19 protein-coding genes are annotated in these 19,983 nt (G+C 30.6%); 11 read left to right on the top strand and 8 right to left on the bottom strand.

Annotation, left to right across the window (positions count from 1 at the left end):
• Positions 1-78 precede the first annotated feature (78 nt).
• The 8 genes from N3Z17_RS03515 (at position 79) to rplS (ending at position 8,731) form a co-directional block, all read left to right on the top strand.
• Entirely contained in the window at positions 79-831 is a 753-nt protein-coding gene (locus N3Z17_RS03515) for a uracil-DNA glycosylase (protein WP_282471360.1), read from the top strand.
• Between the two features lie 201 nt (positions 832-1,032).
• The gene (locus N3Z17_RS03510; protein ID WP_282471359.1) at positions 1,033-2,313 is read left to right on the top strand and encodes an MFS transporter; all 1,281 of its coding nucleotides are present in this window, start codon (positions 1,033-1,035) and stop codon (positions 2,311-2,313) included.
• Between the two features lie 150 nt (positions 2,314-2,463).
• Positions 2,464-4,446, top strand: coding sequence for an MFS transporter (locus N3Z17_RS03505; protein WP_282471358.1), 1,983 nt, complete (start codon positions 2,464-2,466; stop codon positions 4,444-4,446).
• Positions 4,447-4,621: 175 nt separating this feature from the next.
• Complete coding sequence (locus N3Z17_RS03500; RefSeq protein ID WP_282471357.1) at positions 4,622-4,825, top strand: hypothetical protein; 204 nt, start codon at positions 4,622-4,624, stop codon at positions 4,823-4,825.
• A 291-nt stretch (positions 4,826-5,116) separates the two neighbouring features.
• The gene (locus N3Z17_RS03495; protein ID WP_345799022.1) at positions 5,117-7,126 is read left to right on the top strand and encodes a ComEC/Rec2 family competence protein; all 2,010 of its coding nucleotides are present in this window, start codon (positions 5,117-5,119) and stop codon (positions 7,124-7,126) included.
• A 79-nt stretch (positions 7,127-7,205) separates the two neighbouring features.
• Positions 7,206-7,577, top strand: coding sequence for a 30S ribosomal protein S16 (gene rpsP / locus N3Z17_RS03490; RefSeq protein ID WP_282471355.1), 372 nt, complete (start codon positions 7,206-7,208; stop codon positions 7,575-7,577).
• 48 nt (positions 7,578-7,625) lie between these two features.
• Complete coding sequence (trmD, locus tag N3Z17_RS03485) at positions 7,626-8,339, top strand: tRNA (guanosine(37)-N1)-methyltransferase TrmD (protein ID WP_282471354.1); 714 nt, start codon at positions 7,626-7,628, stop codon at positions 8,337-8,339.
• On the top strand, positions 8,336-8,731 hold the full coding sequence (gene rplS, locus N3Z17_RS03480) for a 50S ribosomal protein L19 (RefSeq protein WP_282471353.1): 396 nt from the start codon (positions 8,336-8,338) through the stop codon (positions 8,729-8,731). Before trmD ends, rplS begins: the two co-directional genes overlap by 4 nt.
• Positions 8,732-9,058: 327 nt before the next feature.
• Here rplS and N3Z17_RS03475 read toward each other — a convergent pair whose 3' ends face one another.
• Entirely contained in the window at positions 9,059-9,505 is a 447-nt protein-coding gene (locus N3Z17_RS03475; RefSeq protein WP_282471352.1) for a nuclear transport factor 2 family protein, read from the bottom strand.
• A gap of 147 nt (positions 9,506-9,652) precedes the next feature.
• A complete protein-coding gene (locus tag N3Z17_RS03470; RefSeq protein WP_282472613.1) occupies positions 9,653-10,384 on the bottom strand; it encodes an SET domain-containing protein-lysine N-methyltransferase in 732 nt (243 codons plus the stop codon).
• A gap of 336 nt (positions 10,385-10,720) precedes the next feature.
• Between N3Z17_RS03470 and N3Z17_RS03465 the strand changes: the two genes are divergently transcribed.
• Positions 10,721-11,902, top strand: a complete 1,182-nt coding sequence (locus N3Z17_RS03465; RefSeq protein ID WP_282472612.1) for a BaiN/RdsA family NAD(P)/FAD-dependent oxidoreductase — start codon at positions 10,721-10,723, stop codon at positions 11,900-11,902.
• A 109-nt stretch (positions 11,903-12,011) separates the two neighbouring features.
• On the opposite strand, the gene N3Z17_RS03460 is transcribed toward N3Z17_RS03465, so the two are convergent.
• The 3 genes from N3Z17_RS03460 to N3Z17_RS03450 all read right to left on the bottom strand — a co-directional run bounded on the left by N3Z17_RS03460 (position 12,012) and on the right by N3Z17_RS03450 (position 15,385).
• Positions 12,012-12,488, bottom strand: coding sequence for a DUF2269 family protein (locus tag N3Z17_RS03460; protein ID WP_282472611.1), 477 nt, complete (start codon positions 12,486-12,488; stop codon positions 12,012-12,014).
• Positions 12,485-13,765, bottom strand: a complete 1,281-nt coding sequence (locus N3Z17_RS03455) for an SDR family oxidoreductase (RefSeq protein WP_282472610.1) — start codon at positions 13,763-13,765, stop codon at positions 12,485-12,487. Before N3Z17_RS03455 ends, N3Z17_RS03460 begins: the two co-directional genes overlap by 4 nt.
• 327 nt (positions 13,766-14,092) lie before the next feature.
• A complete protein-coding gene (locus N3Z17_RS03450) occupies positions 14,093-15,385 on the bottom strand; it encodes a cation:dicarboxylate symporter family transporter (RefSeq protein WP_282472609.1) in 1,293 nt (430 codons plus the stop codon).
• Positions 15,386-15,778: 393 nt separating this feature from the next.
• On the opposite strand from N3Z17_RS03450, the gene N3Z17_RS03445 reads away from it, so the two are divergent.
• Positions 15,779-16,126 carry a hypothetical protein gene (locus tag N3Z17_RS03445; RefSeq protein WP_282472608.1) on the top strand — a complete coding sequence of 116 codons (348 nt, stop codon included), beginning with the start codon at positions 15,779-15,781 and terminating at the stop codon, positions 16,124-16,126.
• Entirely contained in the window at positions 16,116-17,258 is a 1,143-nt protein-coding gene (locus N3Z17_RS03440) for a glycosyltransferase family 2 protein (protein ID WP_282472607.1), read from the top strand. Before N3Z17_RS03445 ends, N3Z17_RS03440 begins: the two co-directional genes overlap by 11 nt.
• Before the next feature lie 40 nt (positions 17,259-17,298).
• Here N3Z17_RS03440 and dxr read toward each other — a convergent pair whose 3' ends face one another.
• Genes dxr through uppS form a run of 3 tightly spaced genes read right to left on the bottom strand, consistent with a single transcriptional unit; the run spans position 17,299 to position 19,866 of the window.
• Positions 17,299-18,453, bottom strand: coding sequence for a 1-deoxy-D-xylulose-5-phosphate reductoisomerase (gene dxr, locus N3Z17_RS03435; protein ID WP_282472606.1), 1,155 nt, complete (start codon positions 18,451-18,453; stop codon positions 17,299-17,301).
• Entirely contained in the window at positions 18,453-19,169 is a 717-nt protein-coding gene (locus N3Z17_RS03430) for a phosphatidate cytidylyltransferase (protein WP_282472605.1), read from the bottom strand. The genes dxr and N3Z17_RS03430 overlap by 1 nt, the downstream gene beginning before the upstream one ends.
• Positions 19,159-19,866, bottom strand: coding sequence for a polyprenyl diphosphate synthase (gene uppS / locus N3Z17_RS03425; RefSeq protein WP_282472604.1), 708 nt, complete (start codon positions 19,864-19,866; stop codon positions 19,159-19,161). The genes N3Z17_RS03430 and uppS overlap by 11 nt, the downstream gene beginning before the upstream one ends.
• Between the last annotated feature and the right edge of the window lie 117 nt (positions 19,867-19,983).

Genomic DNA, 19,983 nt, shown 5'->3' with positions numbered 1-19,983 from the left:
TTTTACCAGTAATATATATTTGAGAATATTAATTAACCCAGATATCAAGTAAAGTCAATATCACTAAGCAAATTACGCATGAATTCACCCAAAAAAATTTTATTAGAATGGTACCAAGAATTAGGCATAGATTATTTCATGAATGAAATCCCTCAAGATAGGTCAATAACTCAGCAAGAAATCACTAAAAATGAATTTAATAAAAATATACATTTAAAAAATTCAAAGCTAAATGACACATCTAGACAGCTTTCTGATAAATGCAATACAATTGAAGAGCTAAAAAGTGTCGTAGAGAAATTTGATTATTTAGAAATTAAACAATACGCCACTAATACAGTTTTTGCTGATGGCAATCCCAAATCAGATATAATGCTAATTGGTGAAGCTCCAGGAGCTAATGAAGATAAATATGGTATACCATTTTGTGGTCAAAGTGGAAAATTATTGGACAATATACTTGCTGCAATTAAAATTGATAGAACATGTTGTTATATTACCAATACCATATTTTGGCGTCCACCAGCGAATAGAAGGCCAACAACATCTGAAATTGATACTTGCAGACCATTTGTTGAAAAGCATGTTGCTCTTATAAATCCTAAAGTCATTATATTGGTTGGTAGTACAGCAGTAGAATCATTGCTTGGAGTAAAAACACCAATGGGACAACTTAGAAATCAAACTTTTAAATACAAAAATGATTATTTAAAAAGCCCAATTGATACATTTGTTATATTTCATCCATCATATTTACTAAGGCAACCTTCGCAAAAAAAAACGATGTGGATTGACATTCAAAAAATCTATAATTTTTATAAAAGTATCTAACCTTATAATCTAGTGATTTACATAATTGCGTAATATATAAAAAAACTTGAATTAATAAAAAATAACTAATAGCTTCAGTATCATATAATTTGTCATTGGGAAATATAATTATGGCTACAAAGCTCACAAGAGCGCAAAAAGAAGCGGTTTTTTTACTTTCAATAGGGTACATTATTAGAATACTTTGATTTAACGCTATATGTGCATTTATCAACTATACTAAACGACTTATTCTTTCCAAAAACCGACCCAATGATAGCTAAATTACTTGCTGTCACTGCTTTTTGCATGACATTTGTACTTAGACCAGTAGGAGGCTATATTATAGGCAGAATTGGAGATACAATTGGAAGGAAGCATACAGTACTGATCACAACATTTTTAATGGCAGGATCTTGTTTAACTATAGCAATATTTCCAACATATGCAGAGGTTGGAATTTGGGCAACAGTCGCAATTCTTTTATGCAGGATGGTGCAAGGATTTTCATCCTTAGGTGAGATAGTTGGGGCAGGAGTGTATTTAGCAGAAACTTTAAAATCACCATATAAATACGTTGCAAATGGATTAATAGACGTGCAAACAAAAATAGGAGGTATGTTTGCATTAGGAATAGCATCACTTGTGCTTAATTCAAACTTCAGTTGGAGATATGCTTTTTTTATAGGGGCTGGGATTGCAATAATAGGTTTGGTAGCAAGAACAAGACTTAGGGAGACTTTAGAGTTTGTAAATTATAAGGCTAGGATAAAGCTACATAAGCAATTAAATGATGGTAATATAATTGAGAAAGTAGGGGCGCGACTTTGTATGACCATGATGATTGCAGTAATACTATGCCCCTTTGGATATTATACATCATATATCTATTTAGGGGACTTTATGAAAGATAGTCTAGGAATGACAGCTGAACAGGTAATAAATCATAACTTTAAATTTTCTATTATAGATGTGCTTATCGTAAGTTTTTTTGCTTATTTATATAAGTTCATTCATCCAATTAATATCACCATAGTATTAGGTTTTATTTTATTATTCACTTTACTATTAACTCCATATTGCTTAGAAAACATTCATGTTCTAGGAGGTGAGAATATGATATTTATTTTACAGGCTGGTATAGGACAAATAATATCTATAAATTTGTTGATGTGGATGAAACATTTTCCTATATCTAAAAGATTCACTGCAGCAGCAACAATCTTTGGAATCTCAACTGCAATTGGGTATGCAGTTGTAGCATATGGGCTAATTCCACTTACTAGATGGTTTGGGTATTACGGAATCTGGGTATTATACGCACCAATCATCATTGGCTTTATATGGGCATTGAATTATTTGATGAAGCTAGAGAAAGCAAGCGGTACTTACGATAGTTATCCGGATGAACCAAGGACTAAAGACACTGTCGTAGAAGAAGGAAATTTTAATTATGAACTAGACAAGGAATATGATGCTCAGGCTATAGAAGAGGTCAAGTGATAGTTATGATGTATAGTATATTTTACCGAATTTTAAAAAATTGTTATTTTTTTGACACTAAATATTTTATTTAAAGTAGAAAAAGCTTGAATTAATAAAAAGTAACTAATAACCTTGAAACCATAAATTTGTTATTGGGAAAATACAATCATGGCTATAAAACTTACAAGAGCGCAAAAAGAGGCGGTTTTTTTACTTTCAATAGGTACATTATTAGAATACTTTGATTTAATGCTATATGTGCATTTATCAACGATACTAAACGACTTATTCTTTCCAAAAACCGACCCAATGATAGCTAAATTACTTGCTGTCACTGCTTTTTGTATGACATTTGCTTTAAGACCCATTGGAGGTTATGTTATAGGAAGAATTGGGGATGCCATAGGCAGGAAACATACAGTATTAATCACAACATTTTTGATGGCAGGATCTTGCTTGACTATGGCAATGTTTCCAACTTATGCAGAAATTGGAATATGGGCAACAGTTGCGATTCTTTTATGCAGGATGGTGCAAGGCTTCTCTTCATTAGGTGAGATAATAGGGGCAGGAGTATATTTAGCAGAAACTTTAAAATCACCATATAAATACATTGCAAATGGATTAATAGACGTACAAATAAGAATGGGAGGTTTTTTTGCTTTAGGAGTGGCATCACTTGTACTTAATTCAAACTTCAGTTGGAGATATGCTTTTTTTATAGGGGCTGGGATTGCAATAATAGGTTTGGTGGCTAGAAGAAGACTAAGAGAAACACCAGAGTTTGTAAATTATCAAGTTAGGATGAAGTTAGATAAGCAACTAAATGATGGTAATATAATAAATGAGAAAGTAGAGGTGCGGCTTTGTTTAAGCCTGTTCTTTGCAATGATAACGTTCCCCTTTGGATATTATACAGCATATATATACCTAGGTGACTTTATGAAGGATAGTCTAGGAATGACAGCTGAACAGGTAATAAATCATAACTTTAAATTTTCTATTATAGATGTATTCATCATAAGTTTCTTAACTTATTCATACAGATCTATTCATCCAATTAATACCACCATAGCGGCAGGTTTTATTTTAATATTCACTTTACTATTAACTCCATATTGCTTAGAACACATTCATGCTCTAGGAGGTGAAAATGTGATATTTATTTTACAGGCTGGTATAGGACAAATAGTAGCTATAAATTGGTTGATGTGGATGAAACATTTCCCTATATCCAAAAGATTCACGGCTGTAGCAACTACTTACGGAATATCGAGTGCAATTGGGTATGCAATTGTAGCATATGGGCTAATTCCACTTACTACATGGTTTGGCTATTACGGAATTTGGGTACTATTCGCACCAGCAATTATTGGCTTTATATGGGCATTGAGTTATTTAATGAAGCTAGAGAAAGTAAGCGGTGCTTACGATAGCTATCCAGATGAACCGAGAATTAATGACACTGCATTAGAGGAAGGTGATTTTAAATATGAGCTTGATGATGAATATGAACAATTTAGCAGTAAATGCGAATATAGCATAGATCTACTGAATAAACTGGAGACATTAAGTAAGGAGCAAGATGTTAGGTTGAACATAAAAGTGATAGAAAAGGCAATCACCTTTACTAAAAAGTGGCATTCTGGACAGATACGAAAAACAGGGGAGCATCCATTTTATTGGCATCCTCTTAGAGTGGCTGAAATGGTGGCAACATATTATTGCAAAACAGATGTGATAGTAGCATCATTACTCCATGATACAATTGAAGATTCAGAATGCACAATGGAGATTATAGAAAAAGAGTTTAACCAGAGGATAGCAGAAATAGTAGATAGATTAACCAATAATAGGTTTGAAGATGGAGTGTGGATTAAGTTAACACTTGAGCAAACCTTAGAAAAACTAAATAAGCTAGGAGATAAGGAGGCGATGTTCATCAAGCTAATGGATAGACAACACAATCTTGAAACGATAAAAGGATTAAGTCCAGAGAAACAAAAGAAGATGGCACAAGAGACAAATAATCACTTTATAAAATGGATTGCAATTATAGGAGATAAATTAGGAGTCATAGAAAAGATGGATCTTGAAAATAAGATGTATGAACTAGATAAGAAGATTTTAAAAGATAATAAAGAAAACTAAATATCGTAAACCACCTACCATTATCTTATTACGCTAAAAGTTATTAGTTATTAGCTATTTGTTACAATTGTTTGTTTTTTAATGAATAAATAACTGTGCTAAGTCAATAATATTATTGACTGAAGTGCAGTTACTTTGGTATAATCACTAAAAAGTTATAAAAATAGGTTTCACTATGGCTGTAAAAAAAGGTTCAAAAAATAACATCAGCAACAGAGGTAAAGGAGCTGAATTAAAGCAATTAGACGGTAAAGTTGTTCGACCAATATTGTACAAAGGCGAAAGATTAGGGCATGGAAATTATATGGCTGCAAAGTTTGAAGATGGCAAATTGGTTAAAGATGATGCCGGTAGACCTGTTCCTTATAAAATGATATAAAAAATCTGTAGGTATTGTTGCAAAATAATAACTTACAATTACAAGCGAATTGATTAATATAAATAGATAGAAACAAGTGATAATTACGAAATCATTTGGAAAAAATATCAAAATAATTTTCATGGTGAATAAAACTACAAAATAACACAACAAAAATAATAAGTTCTTGTTTTACAGTGTCGTAGCGATTTTTTTATACTAGCATTTTAAAATTTTATCGTTATATTTCCATAATGAGTTGTATGGTTTGTTAGGTATAAAATTTTTAGTGATAAAGTTCACGTATTCGGATTGATACCAGTATGTTTATCGTTAGGGATATTGGTCTATTTTAACACCGATTTTCAATTAAACTTCAAACTAATATTATTTTTAATGGCATCATGTTCGATACCATTAATATGCACAATCTTCTTTTTATCAAATTTTAAATATGTACAACTAACATTTTTAGTTATTACATTTATTTTACTTGGTTATGGAGCGACTGTATTTAGAGTACAAAATATAACAACTTCAAATCTAGATCATGCAATTCAAAGTAGGATAGTAGCTGAAGTTGAAGAAATTGAAATTCGAGGAAATGAAAAGAAACTATTATTAAACCACGTTAAGTTTTTAGATATTACAGATAATTACAATATAAAAAAAATAAAAATAGTAGTTAGAACCAAACTTGATGCTATCAGAAATAAGGATAAAATTATTGCCAATGTAAATTTAATGCCACCACCAACTCCAGTTCTTCCAGGAAGTTTTGACTATGCAAGATATGCTTTTTTCAATGATATTAGTGCAATAGGCTATGCTATGGGCAATATAAAAATCATCCAAAGATCAGATATCAGCAAATTTACAACAATCGGGAAATTAAAAGAAGTGATCTCAAAATGCTTTTACGAAAACATGGAAGTAAGAAATGCATCTATTGCCACTGCATTATTTCTTGGCAACACAAAAAGAATAGATACAAATACATACGATAATATACGAATTTCTGGAATTGCTCATTTACTTGCTATTTCTGGAATGCACGTTGCACTTGTTGCTAGTATAATCTTTTTTGCAAGTAATATAATATTTTCCAAAATTTACAATCCTTTAATTAAAATTAATAACAAAAAGATATCTGCAATAATTACAATCTTTTTTTCTTACCTTTATTTACTTATTGCAAACGCCCCTATTTCTGCTCAAAGAGCATTCACAATGACTACTCTGTTTTTAATTGGCATTGTAATTGATAGAGAAACAAATTCAATAAGGACTGTAGTATTTGCGGCAATTGCAATATTATTAATCAGTCCCGAAGCTCTTTTAAGTGCAAGCTTACAAATGTCTTTTTCTGCCTGTTTATCACTAATTTACGGATTTAAATTCTTAAAGAAATTATCTTTATTTTACTTTAATTCCACCACCCCCAAAATAGTAAAAATTTTTGGTTATTTTTTTTCAATCATGCTAGCAAGCGTATTTGCAACATTGGCAACAAGCATCTTCATAATTTATCACTTTAAAAATTTTTCCACCTATAGCTTATTAACAAATCTATTCGCAATACCCATAGCCGAATTTATTATAATGCCTTTTGGTATACTTGCTATAGCATTAATTCCTTTGAAATTAGAATTCTTAGCATTTTACCCTATGGAAATTGGCATTAAAATACTGCTATATATTTCAGATAAAATTGCCTCACTTCCCGGAGCTGTTCTAAATATATACAAAGTTGATAGCATAAGTTTATTTTTATTTGTTGTTGGTTGCTTATGCTTAATGATTTTTAAAGCAAAACTTAAGTATATAGGCATTCTATTTATTACCTTTGCATTTGTTGCTACCATTAATTTTGAATTACCAGACATTGCAATAAGTCAAACTGGTAAATTGATAGCCGTTAAAGATTTGAATGATAATAGACTTCAATTGATTAAAGGATCAAGAGAAAGGTACTCAAAAAAAATATGGCAAAAAGAGCTTAACATTAAGCCCAGCAATAAACATTATCTTGATAGAGTTTGTGATAAAGCACATTGTTATATACCCGAACATAATTTATTCATCCTAACAGGTAACGAACACTATAAAGATGCACTTAATATTTGCAATAATGCAAATGATATAAAAATATTTCTTAATCTAACGGATATTAATTTGTCATGTAAAAATGCTAAATTCACCATAAACAAGGTGGATTTGGGAATAAACGGTTCATATTTAATATTTAATAAAGATAAAAATTTTAAGGTAATAACAGATAAGGATAATCTAATCAAAAAGCCTTGGACAAAAGTTTTTTAATCAATCATTCTTCTTATCTTTACATAAAAGCTTTTTTTGTGTATACACAACTGTATTGATGTAATTATTTTAACTATTTATGGCAGTAAAAATTAGGTTAGCACGAGCTGGAGCAAAAAAGAGACCTTACTATAAGTTAGTAGTGGCTAATGCTGACGCACCAAGAGATGGTAAATTTTTAGAGAAGGTTGGCACTTATAATCCAATGCTACCTAAAGATGACGAAAACAGGGTAATCCTAATTCAGGATAGAATTAAATATTGGATGTCGGTTGGAGCACAGCCTACTGAAAGAGTTGAGAAATTTCTTGAAAAAGCAAAACTGATCAAAGCCAGTGTTAAAAGAATTATAAAAAAACCTGTAGCTCAAACAGAAATTGCTGATACTAAATCTGTAAAAACTATTGAAACCCAGGAAAATAAAGAAGTAGCAAGTACTGAGAATAATTAGTACTTATCGGCACGTATACATTTCTTTTACTAAATCAACGTTAATGTAATGTGGCAAGTTAACATATTAACATTATTTCCTGAAATATATCCAGGTCCACTGAAATTTTCCACTTCTGGCAAGGCTATGGATGCGAAATTTTGGGAGTTGAACACAAAAAATATTAGAGATTTTGCAACAAGCAAACATAAGACAGTAGATAGCACCCCATTTGGAGGTGGTGGTGGTATGCTTTTAAGAGCTGATGTGCTTGGTGTGGCTATTGAAAAATTTTTTATACCAAACAGCTTCCCAATAATATATCTATCCCCAAAAGGAAATCTACTGAACCAAAATATGGCAAAATCAATAGTAAAATCTGATAAAGGTATAAATATTTTATGTGGTCGCTTTGAGGGTATTGACGAAAGAGTTATAAAGGAGTATAAGATACAAGAAGTTAGCGTAGGTGACTACGTTTTATCTTCTGGAGATATAGCCTCCTTTGCTTTTATTGATTGTTGCTTAAGATACGTACCAGGATATGTTAGTAATGAGGATTCTCTGCAAGATGAAAGCTTCGGAGAAGGTCGTTATGAATACCTTTTAGAATATCCGCATTACACAAAACCTTTAGTGTGGAAGTCTAATAAAGTGCCTGAAATTTTGGTTTCGGGAAATCATAAAAAAATTTTTGAATGGAGACTGAATCAGGCCAAGGAAATTACAAAAAATAGGAGACCTGATTTGTGGACAAAATATTTAAATGGAGTTGAAAAATGAACTTAGCTGAAAAGTACATAGAAAAGCAAATATCTTCGCTTATGAAAATTAAGGATATACCAGATTTCAGACCTGGAGATGTAGTAAAAGTTCATAACAAAATTGTTGATGAAAGTAACGAAAGAATCCAGATATTCGAAGGAGTATGTATTGCTAGAACAAATAGCAAATTAGGTTCAACATTCAAAGTTAAAAAAATTAGCTGTGGCATGTGTTTCGAAAAAACATTCCCTCTTTACTCTCCTTTAGTAACTAAAATTGAGTTGTTGAGAAGAGGTAAGGTTAGAAGAGCGAAATTATATTATATGAGAGAATTAGTTGGTAAAGTAGCTAGAATTAAAGAAAAAAGAGACTTATCGCACATAAAATCTGCAAAAAAACAACCTGTGTAGTTTTGACTAGATTTAAGCATTAGGTATTGGATCAGTAATTTTCTTTATGTCAATTAATTTATTTTTGTTACTAAATTATACTTAAATTTTCAGCATAAAATTTTAAATTGCTTAAAGGCAAAAGTGCAATCATTAATAGATATGATTCCTTTTTTATGAGCGCCTTTAAATGAGAATACAAACAATCTTCTGAATCGATTTATAATTTAAAAAAACGTCCTCATTTTTAATAATTTTCATAACTTAACGATTTCTAGCTTAATTTAGCTATGAAATTCATCCTTTATTTCGAAAACTGTCTAATCAATTAAGACCACCTACCTACCTTCATCCACTCTGGACGGCTTTCATCACTTGTTTTGAAGGTGTTTTATCATTAGATTGGTAGCTCATTGCTTTAGCAACTAGAGCAGAATCTACGTATGCTCTAACTTCTATAATTACACCTTTTTCAAATTTAGTAATCCAGCAATAGGTATTATTGAAGTCTCCACCATCCTTGATATGTGCTAGTGCGTGCATTTCAACAATAGCAAATGGCCCACTTATTAATATGTTATCAACTTTTAAAACAACACCTCCTTCTAACACTTTTGCTAGTTTTTCAAAAGTAGCTGCAAGAAATGCAGCTTTACTAGTATATACACCAGCTAATGGATGTGTACCCATCACTTTCCACTTCACATCTTCTGCAACATTTTTAAAAAACTCTTTATTTTGGCCTTTATCTAAAAGACTAAAGATGCCTTGTACATATTCTTTTGTTAGATTCATAGTCAAACTCCACTCAAAACTGTGTTCCGTACTATTTATGCTAACTTAGTTTTGCATGATGTCAATTTTCATGTAAAGTGTACTACTTATTCTCACCAAAAAGGATAACCCACATTTGGAATTAAACATCTCAAGTCTCATACTTTTTTAAAGATCTTCTTTAAACTCTGTGATAGGTAGATAAGTCTCAGCATTTAATAATTCTACTTCATGAGCAAAAGCATATTTATCATTATAATCAAAGCAAAGAGGTTCGAATGCTTTAATATCCCTTATAGTTATAAAAAATACCTTTTTTAGTGTTTCTGAAACATCCCATCCAATCGTCGCTAGATTAGCAGTCATAACTTGCTTATCAGTATGATCACTAGGGCAATGATGAAAAAATCTAGCCATATTACCATAATCTTTTGCATCTATTTTTGTGCCATCATAGGGCAAATATACATAAGAACTGTCAATGATCTTAGTATTAGAATCTTTCCTTTCCCCTACGTACTCTGCTATAATCATCCCTTTTTTTAGAGCAGAATAGGTTGATATAGTAAAACCTATTTTTGAAGAAATTTTATGTAAAATAAATAAGTTTTTAGTATTTGTTTCTATTCCGTAAGATTTCACTCCTTCTTTTGATAAGCTAACTGGAAAATCGTGTGTAATTTTTTGTTTAAATCGAAAATTCTCTGCTTCCTTAACAGATTTTGCAAGGTCATCACATAAAAGTTCAAATCCGAAATCATGTTTTACTTTTTTAGTTGTTAATACGGAAAATTTTGATTTTGAAGATAATATTTGACCTGGAGAATATACAATGTAGCATTCTTCTGAATTATGATAGAATGGCTTTACTGATTTCTCAAAATGTGTTGTTTTTTTCATGACTAAATCCCCTATTATTATATTTGTGAGCCGAGATTGTAATGATATTTACGATTAAGTCAAACATGAATTTAGTACTTTACAAATTTTCTCACTATGATTTTTGTCCTTTATTTTGCTCTTTTTTCTTCTTAGCCTAAGTTTTGCATATGATTTAACTAGAAAAATGCTATAGTTTAGCTCTTAATTATGATTGCTTTTAAGCGCTCAAAATGACTATACAAATAAAGTAGCTTATGATGGCAGAATTTCAACTCTTGTCGCTGCGAACTTTACGAGAGTGAAACAGTTTTGCGCGCCATACATTAAAATAAATATTTTTTAAGAAACACTTAAGTGAATACGGTTAAATACGATGTAATTGTTGTTGGTGCTGGCGCTGCAGGGCTTATGGCTGCATTGACCGCAGGAAAGCGTGGCAGAAAAGTTTTGCTTATCGAACACACTAATAAGATTGGTGAAAAAATTAGAATTTCCGGTGGCGGCAGGTGTAATTTCACCAACCTAAACGCTAGTCCTAAAAATTATCTTTCACAAAACCCTTACTTTATGATCTCTGCATTGGCTAGATATACCCAATATGATTTTATAAAATTGATTGAAAGTTATAATATTTCCTATCATGAAAAAACTTTAGGGCAGTTGTTTTGCGATGGCTCAGCTATGCAGATTATCAATATGCTAGTTGCAGAATGCAAGATGCATAATGTTACTTTATTGCTTAATACTTCAATATCACTAGTCACTAAAAATGATGAATTCTACATAGAAACCAGCCATGAAATGTTTCAAGCCAAATCGCTAATCATTGCTAGTGGCGGACTTTCTATACCAAAACTTGGTGCATCTAATTTTGGTTATCAACTAGCTAAACAATTTGGTCTGCAAATAATCACTCCACGCCCTGCTTTAGTACCGTTAACTGTTACTGAATCAGATTTAGGATTTTTCAAAGATTTAAGTGGAGTTTCAATCCCTTGTATAGTTTCTAATAAAAAAACTCAGTTTAGAGAAAATATTTTATTTACGCATAGAGGGTTAAGCGGACCAGCAATTTTGCAAATTTCATCATATTTGGAGCAACCAAAACAAGCAGAAATTACTATTAACTTATTGCCTGAAATAGATATAAGAAAATTATTTATAACCAATAAAAATAACAAGAGTTTGCTCAGTAGTTTTCTGAAAGAACATCTGCCTAAAAGTTTTGTTGATAACTTATCATTAACTTATGCATTTGATAAAAGAATAGTTGATTATAAATTAGTTGCATTGGAAAAGATTGCCTTCTTTCTCCATAATTTTATAGTTAAGATAGATGGTACGGAAGGATATATGAAAGCAGAAGTGACAGCCGGTGGAGTTGATACCAACGAATTATCATCTAAAACCATGGAAGCAAGCAAAGTGCCTGGTTTATTTTTCATTGGCGAAGTGGTAGATGTTACCGGCTGGTTAGGAGGTTATAATTTTCAGTGGGCATGGTCTTCAGGCTATGTCGCCGGGCTTAATGTTTAACTTAACAGTTGAAGTGCCCCCCCCCTCAAAAACATGGAGTGAAAGTTAAGTAACATTTTTTTATATAACCCATAGTATTTTCCCCTATCCTTTCATTTATAAATTAAATCTAAAGGATAGGTTTATATATCATAAGTATAAATATCACAATAAGTGATAAAAATGCAGGCCATCCTAATATGAACCATATATAAAAATATTTATAATATTGATCGGGTAGTTTTTGCAATTTTTTGTTCAATGTAAAATTAGCAATGTTTCTTATTTGTATTTGTAGCCAAATCACAGGTAGCCAACATAGACCTGCAATAATATAGAGTATATAAGCAATACTCAACCAGGTTTCAAATAGATCGTAGCCTTGATAATATACAAGAAGGAGTCCTGATATTGGTTGAATAATTACTGCTGGGGTTGTAAAAATTAAATCAGCAATAACAGTTTTTTTAAAGGTATATGCTATAATTCTAATATCATTTGATAAATGAGACCATAAAGAAAATAATGCAATTCCAATTCCTGTGCCAAATAATATAGTTGCACTTACTATATGAATTAATTTTAAAATAGGATACCAATCAATCATTTATCACGTTCTATTGACAATAAAATTAATAGCAAGAAAATGATTGGAATGTTTTTGACTAAAGGACCTAGTGGATCAAGCCAAAGGGTTGGTAAATAAATTGTTAAAACGCAGGTATATAAGCTTATTATAATGATTTGGCTTAAGTATATAACATATGTTTTATATCTAAATAAAAGTGCAATACCAATAAGTATGTCCATGAAACATGAACTATAAAAAATAAATGAAGCTAATGTGTTATTACTAAAAATATGTTTAATTATTGTGATTGTATGCTCATATTGAAAAAAAGGCAAAATACCAGAATATAACCAAAAAAATGCTAATATATACCTTGTTATTGATTTCAATAAGTAAAGTTTAGCATGCCATACTGACTGAATAGATGATGGGTAAATTTCAAGAGCAACGTCAAATTTTTTAGGCTTGATGTTTGTATATTTAAAATATCTATTTGATTTGGATATATTATCAGTACATAACATCTTAAAAGCGGTACTGTTTATGGTTGAAGCATTGAACAGATCTCCCAATCTACAAAGAAACTTTATTATAACCATTGGTATAGATATTGTTTTTGTTGGTTTAAAATTAAGCCAGCTACGTAATTTAATTAATATATCTTTTAAAGTTAAAGTTTCTGGTCCAATAATATCAAAAATTTCTTTTGTTGGACTTGTTTTATTTATAAAAAAAGAAATTGTCTTTACTAAATCCGTTATATGAACAGGTTGAAATTTTTGAAGCCCATCCCCAATAAATGGTATGATTGGCAATATTGACAATGCTCTAAGCAAGGAGGTACCACCAAAACTATTTGATGCATAAATTAATGAGGGCCGTAGAACTATCCAATCAATATCTAAATGTTGCAAATAATTGTCTGCAGCTAGTTTAGTTTTAGAATATTCCGTATCAGTTTTGTTAATTCCTAAAGCAGAAATATGTATTATTTTTTTTACTTTTTGCACAACACAAGCCTCAAAAAGAGATATTGTAGATAACTCATGGATTTTTTTCGCACTATCTTTTTTATTTGTTTGTAAAATCCCTACAATATTTATTACTAAATCTACACCCTTAAGTCTGTTAATCCATATTTCTTTGCTATCATCCGTATTAAAATCACAATAATCTACTTTAGAAGACGGAAACATTGATTTTGCTCTTACGGTATCTCTAACTGCACAAATAATATCATGACCATCATTGATTAATGAAGATGTTATATATGCTCCTATAAAACCATTAGCTCCAGTAATAAATATTTTCATTATCTTAGTAATCTTAATTTTTACTCATAATAACCTTACTTATATTGAGTGCACTTGTTAATATAATTATGCAACATAGTCCCCTTATTTATAGTCATTTCACAATTACTAATTAAAAGAGCCACAGTGTCAATAGATATATACCTATATTTCTGGCTTTGTTATATTTATTGGAACGGTGTTATTATTATATAGGGAACCATAAATATTTATGTAAAAATATGGCATAAAACCATAAAATGAGGAATTAGATAAGTTTTGATATCAACCATATTTACGCCTATCGTATTTATTTTAATTGTAACCAACATAAGATTTGTAATAGTATTAAATAATGGTTTCGTCATGCAATTTCATTAAGCTACTGTTGATTTTTTTTCCACTGATCTCTTTGTTCCAAATAGACACAATAAGCACTGCAACGGCATTACCAATATAATTTGTGACTGCACGGCACGCAGACGCCAATTGATCAACCGCAAGGATCAAAGCTAAGCCTGACAAAGGAATTACTGGAAATAAAGTGAGGGTGGAAGCCAACGTTATAAATCCACTACCAGTTACACCTGCAGCTCCCTTGCTTGTGATCATTGCTATGGAAAATAGCATGAATTTATCGTACCAACTTAAATCAATATTAAATGCCTGCGCCAAAAATAATACAGCAATCGTAATATATATATTAGTTCCGTCTAAATTAAATGAATATCCTGAAGATATCACGATGGAAGTTGTTTTTTTTGCACATCCTAGGTCCTCTAATTTCTTGATAATGCCGGGTAATCCAACTTCTGAAGAGCTTGCGCTGAATACCAAAAGTATATTAGGAGCTATATATTTCAGAAATTTCAAGTAATTAATCCCGTATACCCAGCATAACATCCCTAAAATTACAAATATAAAGAAAGCTGCAGCTAAATAAAGCGCCATAATTAACGCAAATAAGTTTGAAAATACGGTTAGGCCATATTTACCTATGGTAAAAGAAATGGAGCTAAAAGCTGCAATTGGAGCCAACTTAACTATCACTCCTATCACTTTAAACAATGCTTGATTTGTCACAACAATCACATCAGCTAACGGTTTTGCTTTTGCTCCAAGTGCACGAAGAGAAATTCCAAATAAAATTGCAATCAACAGCACTTGTAGAAAATCATTATGAACAAAAGCTCCAAATACCGACTCTGGAATTATATTCAACAAAAAATCCACTATGCTAAATTTAGAAGAAGCATTGGGAACCAAATGTTGAATTGCACTGCTTTCTAACATACTTGGATCAATATTCAATCCAGTCCCTGGTTTTAATATATCCGCCGCAACTATCCCCAATAATAATGATATAAATGCCATGATCTCAAAATATATCAGCGTTTTTAGTCCCAATACAGCTATGCCTGATTTTTCATCAAAATGATTAATACCTGATAAAAAACCAGATACAATTGAGCAAAAGATCACAGGAGCAATGAATGCTTTTATTAGTTTTATAAACCCCAAATAAAGAGGTTGTAACTTGACGGCAAATTCAGGAGCGTAACAACCACATAATGCACCAATAATTACAGCAACTAGTATCCAAAAATAAAGTTGTTGATGCAGTAATTTTTTCTTTGTCATATTTTAAATTATCAATAAAATTATTATACCCGCAGGGCATATCCATGATTTAAAAATTCAATTTGAAAATAGACTTTCTGCATAAATAATTTATTTTTATAATTACAGATACCTGCTCAAATTAAATCTTAAACCAAATCTTTTTTATGAGAAAGATTTGCCAATAATGTAGCTGAATTCTATATTATGAGGTACATGTAGTCAATCCTATATACATAAAAGCTTCTGATCACTAATTTTTGCACAATTGCACAATTTAAAGTAGCCAATTACAAGGTTTATGCATTAATATATGGAAAATTCACTACTCTAGATTACATCTAACTAATAAATATTTCTTTTTACTTAAAGCTGTGTCAGCATGTCAACAATGAGTTGTATATGTTATGTTTTATGGGAAGAACAAATGACAAATATCAATATAATGTTGATAAAAATAATACAAATATGGATTATCTTAATGATTCAATTTGTCTGGATTATGGCAAAAATATAGATTCACCTAAGTACTTGGAAAATTCTATTCCTAATATAGATAAATCTTCAACAACTAGGTTAAGTGCAGCATTGCTACTCTCAAAATCGCAAAAAATATTCTTTACATTTATAGCGCTAGTGATTTTGGTTTTATTTATATTTTTTGATTTTTATAACATCTTCATGTCATTTTTTTATTTGATTATCATTTTAAAATTCAGCATTATTGCATTTCAAAGTATCAGAAAAAATAGTGAAAAATAATAATTTGTTAAAAAACTATACAATTTTGCTTCCTGTTTATAGAGAGGAGCTAATGTTGGATCAGTTAATTCAGGCAATTGAGAATTTAAATTATCCAAAAGATTTATTGCAAGTATTATTTTTATTGGAAAACGATGATGATAAAACTTTGCAAGCACTATCAATAAAAAAGATTCCTAATTATTTTTCAGTCCTGATTGTACATGATGAAGGTCCTAAGACCAAAGCAAGAGCCTGTAATTTTGGATTAAGACACGCCACTGGTGAGCTCCTTGTAATCTATGATGCAGAAGACATACCAGAAGAGGATCAGCTACTTGATGCTGTAAAAATTTTTAATGCAAGTAGTGACATATATCTCTCTTGCCTCCAAGCAAAGCTTACATTTTATAACCACTCAACCAACATATTATCTAAATTGTGTACTTTAGAATATTTAATGCATTTTAATTTTATTTTACCAAATTTTTCAAATATGAAAATTCCGATACCTTTGGGAGGTACGAGCAATCATTTTAAAATTAATGCTCTACGAGAAGTTGGTGGCTGGGATCAATATAATGTTACAGAAGACGCGGATTTAACCTATAGATTATATAGAAAAGGCTATAAAATTAAAATGCTTGATAGTTACACATATGAAGAAACAGTAATAGATATAAAATCCTGGGTAATGCAACGTTCACGATGGGTTAAAGGCCATATTATAACTTTTTTAGTGCAAACTCAGATTTCATTTCCAAAGTTGAAAAACTCAAAAGCATGCAACAATATTTTCAGCCTTTATTATTTTATGGGAATTACATTTATATTATCTTTTTCACAATTTTTTTTTATAATAGCCTTGATATTGAGTTTTTTTTGTAATTTATCATATATTAATCTCTTGCTTTCTAAAATTTGCTTATTTTTATGTCTATACGTTTATATCAAGGTGCCTTTAACTGTAGCCCTTAAAGAAAAAAAATTATCACTATTAAAAATCTGTTTCATATACCCGTTTTATCTCATGTTGTATACTATAGCCTCTACTTTGGCAGTGATACAATTAATTACAAATCCATATAAATGGGAAAAAACTAATCATGGAAATAATTTAGTAAATGACACTACCAATAGAAATGGCGCATAGGTGATGAAAAATACCAGAATAATGATTGTTACAGTTAATTTTACAATTTTTGTAAAACCGCTTTTGTTTCTTCTTTAATTTTATCAGTAAAATTCAATACATCTTCTAGACTCAATATATTGATTGGTTTGGTTTGATTCATTATTATCTTAACTATCTTATCAATTTCTAAAAAGCTTACTCTATTATTAAGGAATGCCTCAACTGCAATCTCATTTGAAACATTAAATGCGATAAGCGCGTAATTACCAAACCTATACGCTTCCTTAGCTAGATAAAATAAAGGAAAGCGTTCCCGATTAATCTCTTTAAAACTTATAGAGTCAATTTTTGAAAAATCCAAATGATTATAGTTAAACCTTACTCTCTTTGGATATTCAAGCACCGTTGAAATTGGTGTTCTCATATCATGATATCCCATTTGAGAAAGAACTGAGCCATCAGCATAATATACCATTCCATGAATGATTGATTCTGGATGAATTATTGCATCCACTTTATCAATATCTAAATTAAAAAGTTTGCAGGCTTCAATCACTTCTAAACCTTTGTTAACCATATTGGCACAATCCACAGAAATTTTATTTCCCATTTTCCACTTAGGGTGCCTAATTGCTTCTTCTGGAGTTATATTTTTAAGTTCATCAATGCTTTTGTTAAGAAATGGACCACCAGAAGCAGTTAGCATCACTTTTTCTATATTATCCCTGTTTTTTTCCTCAAATACTTGAAAGATAGCATTATGTTCTGAATCTAAGGGAATTATTTTAGTAATGCTATTTTTTGCTTTGTTAGTTATAAAATCTCCTGCGCAAACTATGCTTTCCTTATTGGCAAGCCCAAGCACTTTAGAATTGCCAATTGCTTCCATGATTGGCTTTAATGCAATAATACCACTGATTCCAACAACTGTGATGTCATATTTTAGACCTGCCAAATTGACAAGTTCATCATAGCCAGAGAAAATTTTTATATCATAACCACTTAGTAACTCCTTCAGCTCTTTGAATTTACTATCATCGCAAATTACAACATTTTTTGCTCGAAATTCTATAGCCTGCAAAGCCAGCTTCTTAACATTTTCATTTGCCGTTAGAGTTTCAACCTCATATTTATCTTGATGCTGTGATATTAAATTTAATGTGTTGCATCCAATACTGCCAGTCGAACCTAAAATACAAATTTTCTTTTTCATTACATGCAAGCTAAAATATACCAAAAAAATGCTGAAAGAAATATACTATCCATTCTATCTAAAACACCTCCATGCCCTGGCAAAATATTACCACTATCTTTTACATCAAATCTTCTTTTAAACCAGGATTCTAATAAATCTCCAATCTGCCCGATAAGACCAGAAAACATTCCGACAAAACCATATGCTATTAAATAACCAATACCCTCACTATTTACAAATTCAGAAAAATCTAAGGTAAATTTATTTTTTATTAATTCATAAAATAAACAAAATGTTATAGGAAAAAGGAAAGTTATTACAATTCCACCAAAAAGACCAGACCAAGTTTTTTTAGGACTAATTTTAGGACATAATTTTGCCCCTCCAATTAAGGAACCTGCAAAATAAGCAGCTGTATCAAACACCCAAATTGTAAGTATCAGAAAAAAAGGAGATATTCCTGAATTAGAATTAATAACACACCTAATACAATAAATAGATAGCCCTATATAAATTAATATTGGTATTATCCAAATCAGCTTGTTTAGAAAGGACAGATTTTTGTCATTATTGACAATCGTAATCACTTCATAAGTTGCAATGACAAATATTAACCCTAAAAATAAATCAATAAAAATTCCACCTTTAATTACTATATATACTACAATTGGGATTAACACTAAAGCTGTGAGAACCCTTTTAAATAAGTTATTTCCTAATATTTTACTTCCCATATTTCCTCTCTCTTTTATTAAAATCTTCTATGGCATCCAGCAAATCTTGCTTAGCAAAATCTGGCCAATATTTATTTGTGAAATAAAGCTCTGTATAAGCAATTTGCCATAATAAAAAATTGCTAAGTCTTTTTTCTCCGCTCGTCCTAATTAATAAATCAGGGTTTGGTATTCCATGTGGATTTATAGCAGATTCAAATAATTCTTCAATATTATTTTGATTTAGAGATTCATTACCATATTGTTCTCCTAATTTTAAAATTGCACTTGTTATCTCATTTCTTGCTCCATAACTCATCGCAATAATTACACAAAAACTATTTTGCAATGACTTATCTTCAACCTGTTTCATAGAATCCCTAATATCTTCATCCAATTTTAATCGATCACCAATAAAAATTATCCGTATATCCTTTTTAATTAATTTTTCGATATCATTTTTTAAATAATCTCTAAACATATTCATCAGCTTTGCAACTTGATTTTTTGGCCTTTGCCAATTCTCAAGGGAAAAAGCATATAGAGTTAAATATTTAATACCCAAATCCTTGGAGTATTCTATTATTTTTTGAGCAGATTCAATACCTCTTTGATAACCTATAATCTTCGGTAAATTTTTCTCTCTTGCCCACCTACCATTACCATCCATAATAATCGCTATGTGTTGTGGAAGCATATTAATATTGCTTTGAATCATCAAACTACCTAAATTAATTCTAAAAATTCTGACATTATCTTCTTCACTCCCTCTTTTTCAAAAAATATTTCTTTTATATCTCCTTCAGCAGATAAAACAATTCCCCTGCCAAATTTT

Source organism: Candidatus Bandiella numerosa (assembly GCF_029981845.1).
GTDB classification, from domain to species: Bacteria; Pseudomonadota; Alphaproteobacteria; order Rickettsiales; family Midichloriaceae; genus Aquirickettsia; species Aquirickettsia numerosa.
The sequence above is the reverse complement of the archived record's forward strand: the minus strand, read 5'-3'. Positions and strand labels throughout refer to the sequence as shown.

Excerpts from the sequence above, each read along its gene's own strand:
- N3Z17_RS03515 (WP_282471360.1), top strand. The coding sequence starts at position 79 with ATGAATTCACCCAAAAAAATTTTATTAGAATGGTACCAAGAATTAGGC.
- N3Z17_RS03505 (WP_282471358.1), top strand. The coding sequence starts at position 2,464 with ATGGCTATAAAACTTACAAGAGCGCAAAAAGAGGCGGTTTTTTTACTT.
- N3Z17_RS03500 (WP_282471357.1), top strand. The coding sequence starts at position 4,622 with ATGGCTGTAAAAAAAGGTTCAAAAAATAACATCAGCAACAGAGGTAAA.
- rpsP (WP_282471355.1), top strand. The coding sequence starts at position 7,206 with ATGGCAGTAAAAATTAGGTTAGCACGAGCTGGAGCAAAAAAGAGACCT.
- trmD (WP_282471354.1), top strand. The coding sequence starts at position 7,626 with ATGTGGCAAGTTAACATATTAACATTATTTCCTGAAATATATCCAGGT.
- rplS (WP_282471353.1), top strand. The coding sequence starts at position 8,336 with ATGAACTTAGCTGAAAAGTACATAGAAAAGCAAATATCTTCGCTTATG.
- N3Z17_RS03475 (WP_282471352.1), bottom strand. The coding sequence starts at position 9,505 with ATGAATCTAACAAAAGAATATGTACAAGGCATCTTTAGTCTTTTAGAT.
- N3Z17_RS03470 (WP_282472613.1), bottom strand. The coding sequence starts at position 10,384 with ATGAAAAAAACAACACATTTTGAGAAATCAGTAAAGCCATTCTATCAT.
- N3Z17_RS03460 (WP_282472611.1), bottom strand. The coding sequence starts at position 12,488 with ATGATTGATTGGTATCCTATTTTAAAATTAATTCATATAGTAAGTGCA.
- N3Z17_RS03455 (WP_282472610.1), bottom strand. The coding sequence starts at position 13,765 with ATGAAAATATTTATTACTGGAGCTAATGGTTTTATAGGAGCATATATA.
- N3Z17_RS03450 (WP_282472609.1), bottom strand. The coding sequence starts at position 15,385 with ATGACAAAGAAAAAATTACTGCATCAACAACTTTATTTTTGGATACTA.
- N3Z17_RS03445 (WP_282472608.1), top strand. The coding sequence starts at position 15,779 with ATGGGAAGAACAAATGACAAATATCAATATAATGTTGATAAAAATAAT.
- dxr (WP_282472606.1), bottom strand. The coding sequence starts at position 18,453 with ATGAAAAAGAAAATTTGTATTTTAGGTTCGACTGGCAGTATTGGATGC.
- N3Z17_RS03430 (WP_282472605.1), bottom strand. The coding sequence starts at position 19,169 with ATGGGAAGTAAAATATTAGGAAATAACTTATTTAAAAGGGTTCTCACA.
- uppS (WP_282472604.1), bottom strand. The coding sequence starts at position 19,866 with ATGATTCAAAGCAATATTAATATGCTTCCACAACACATAGCGATTATT.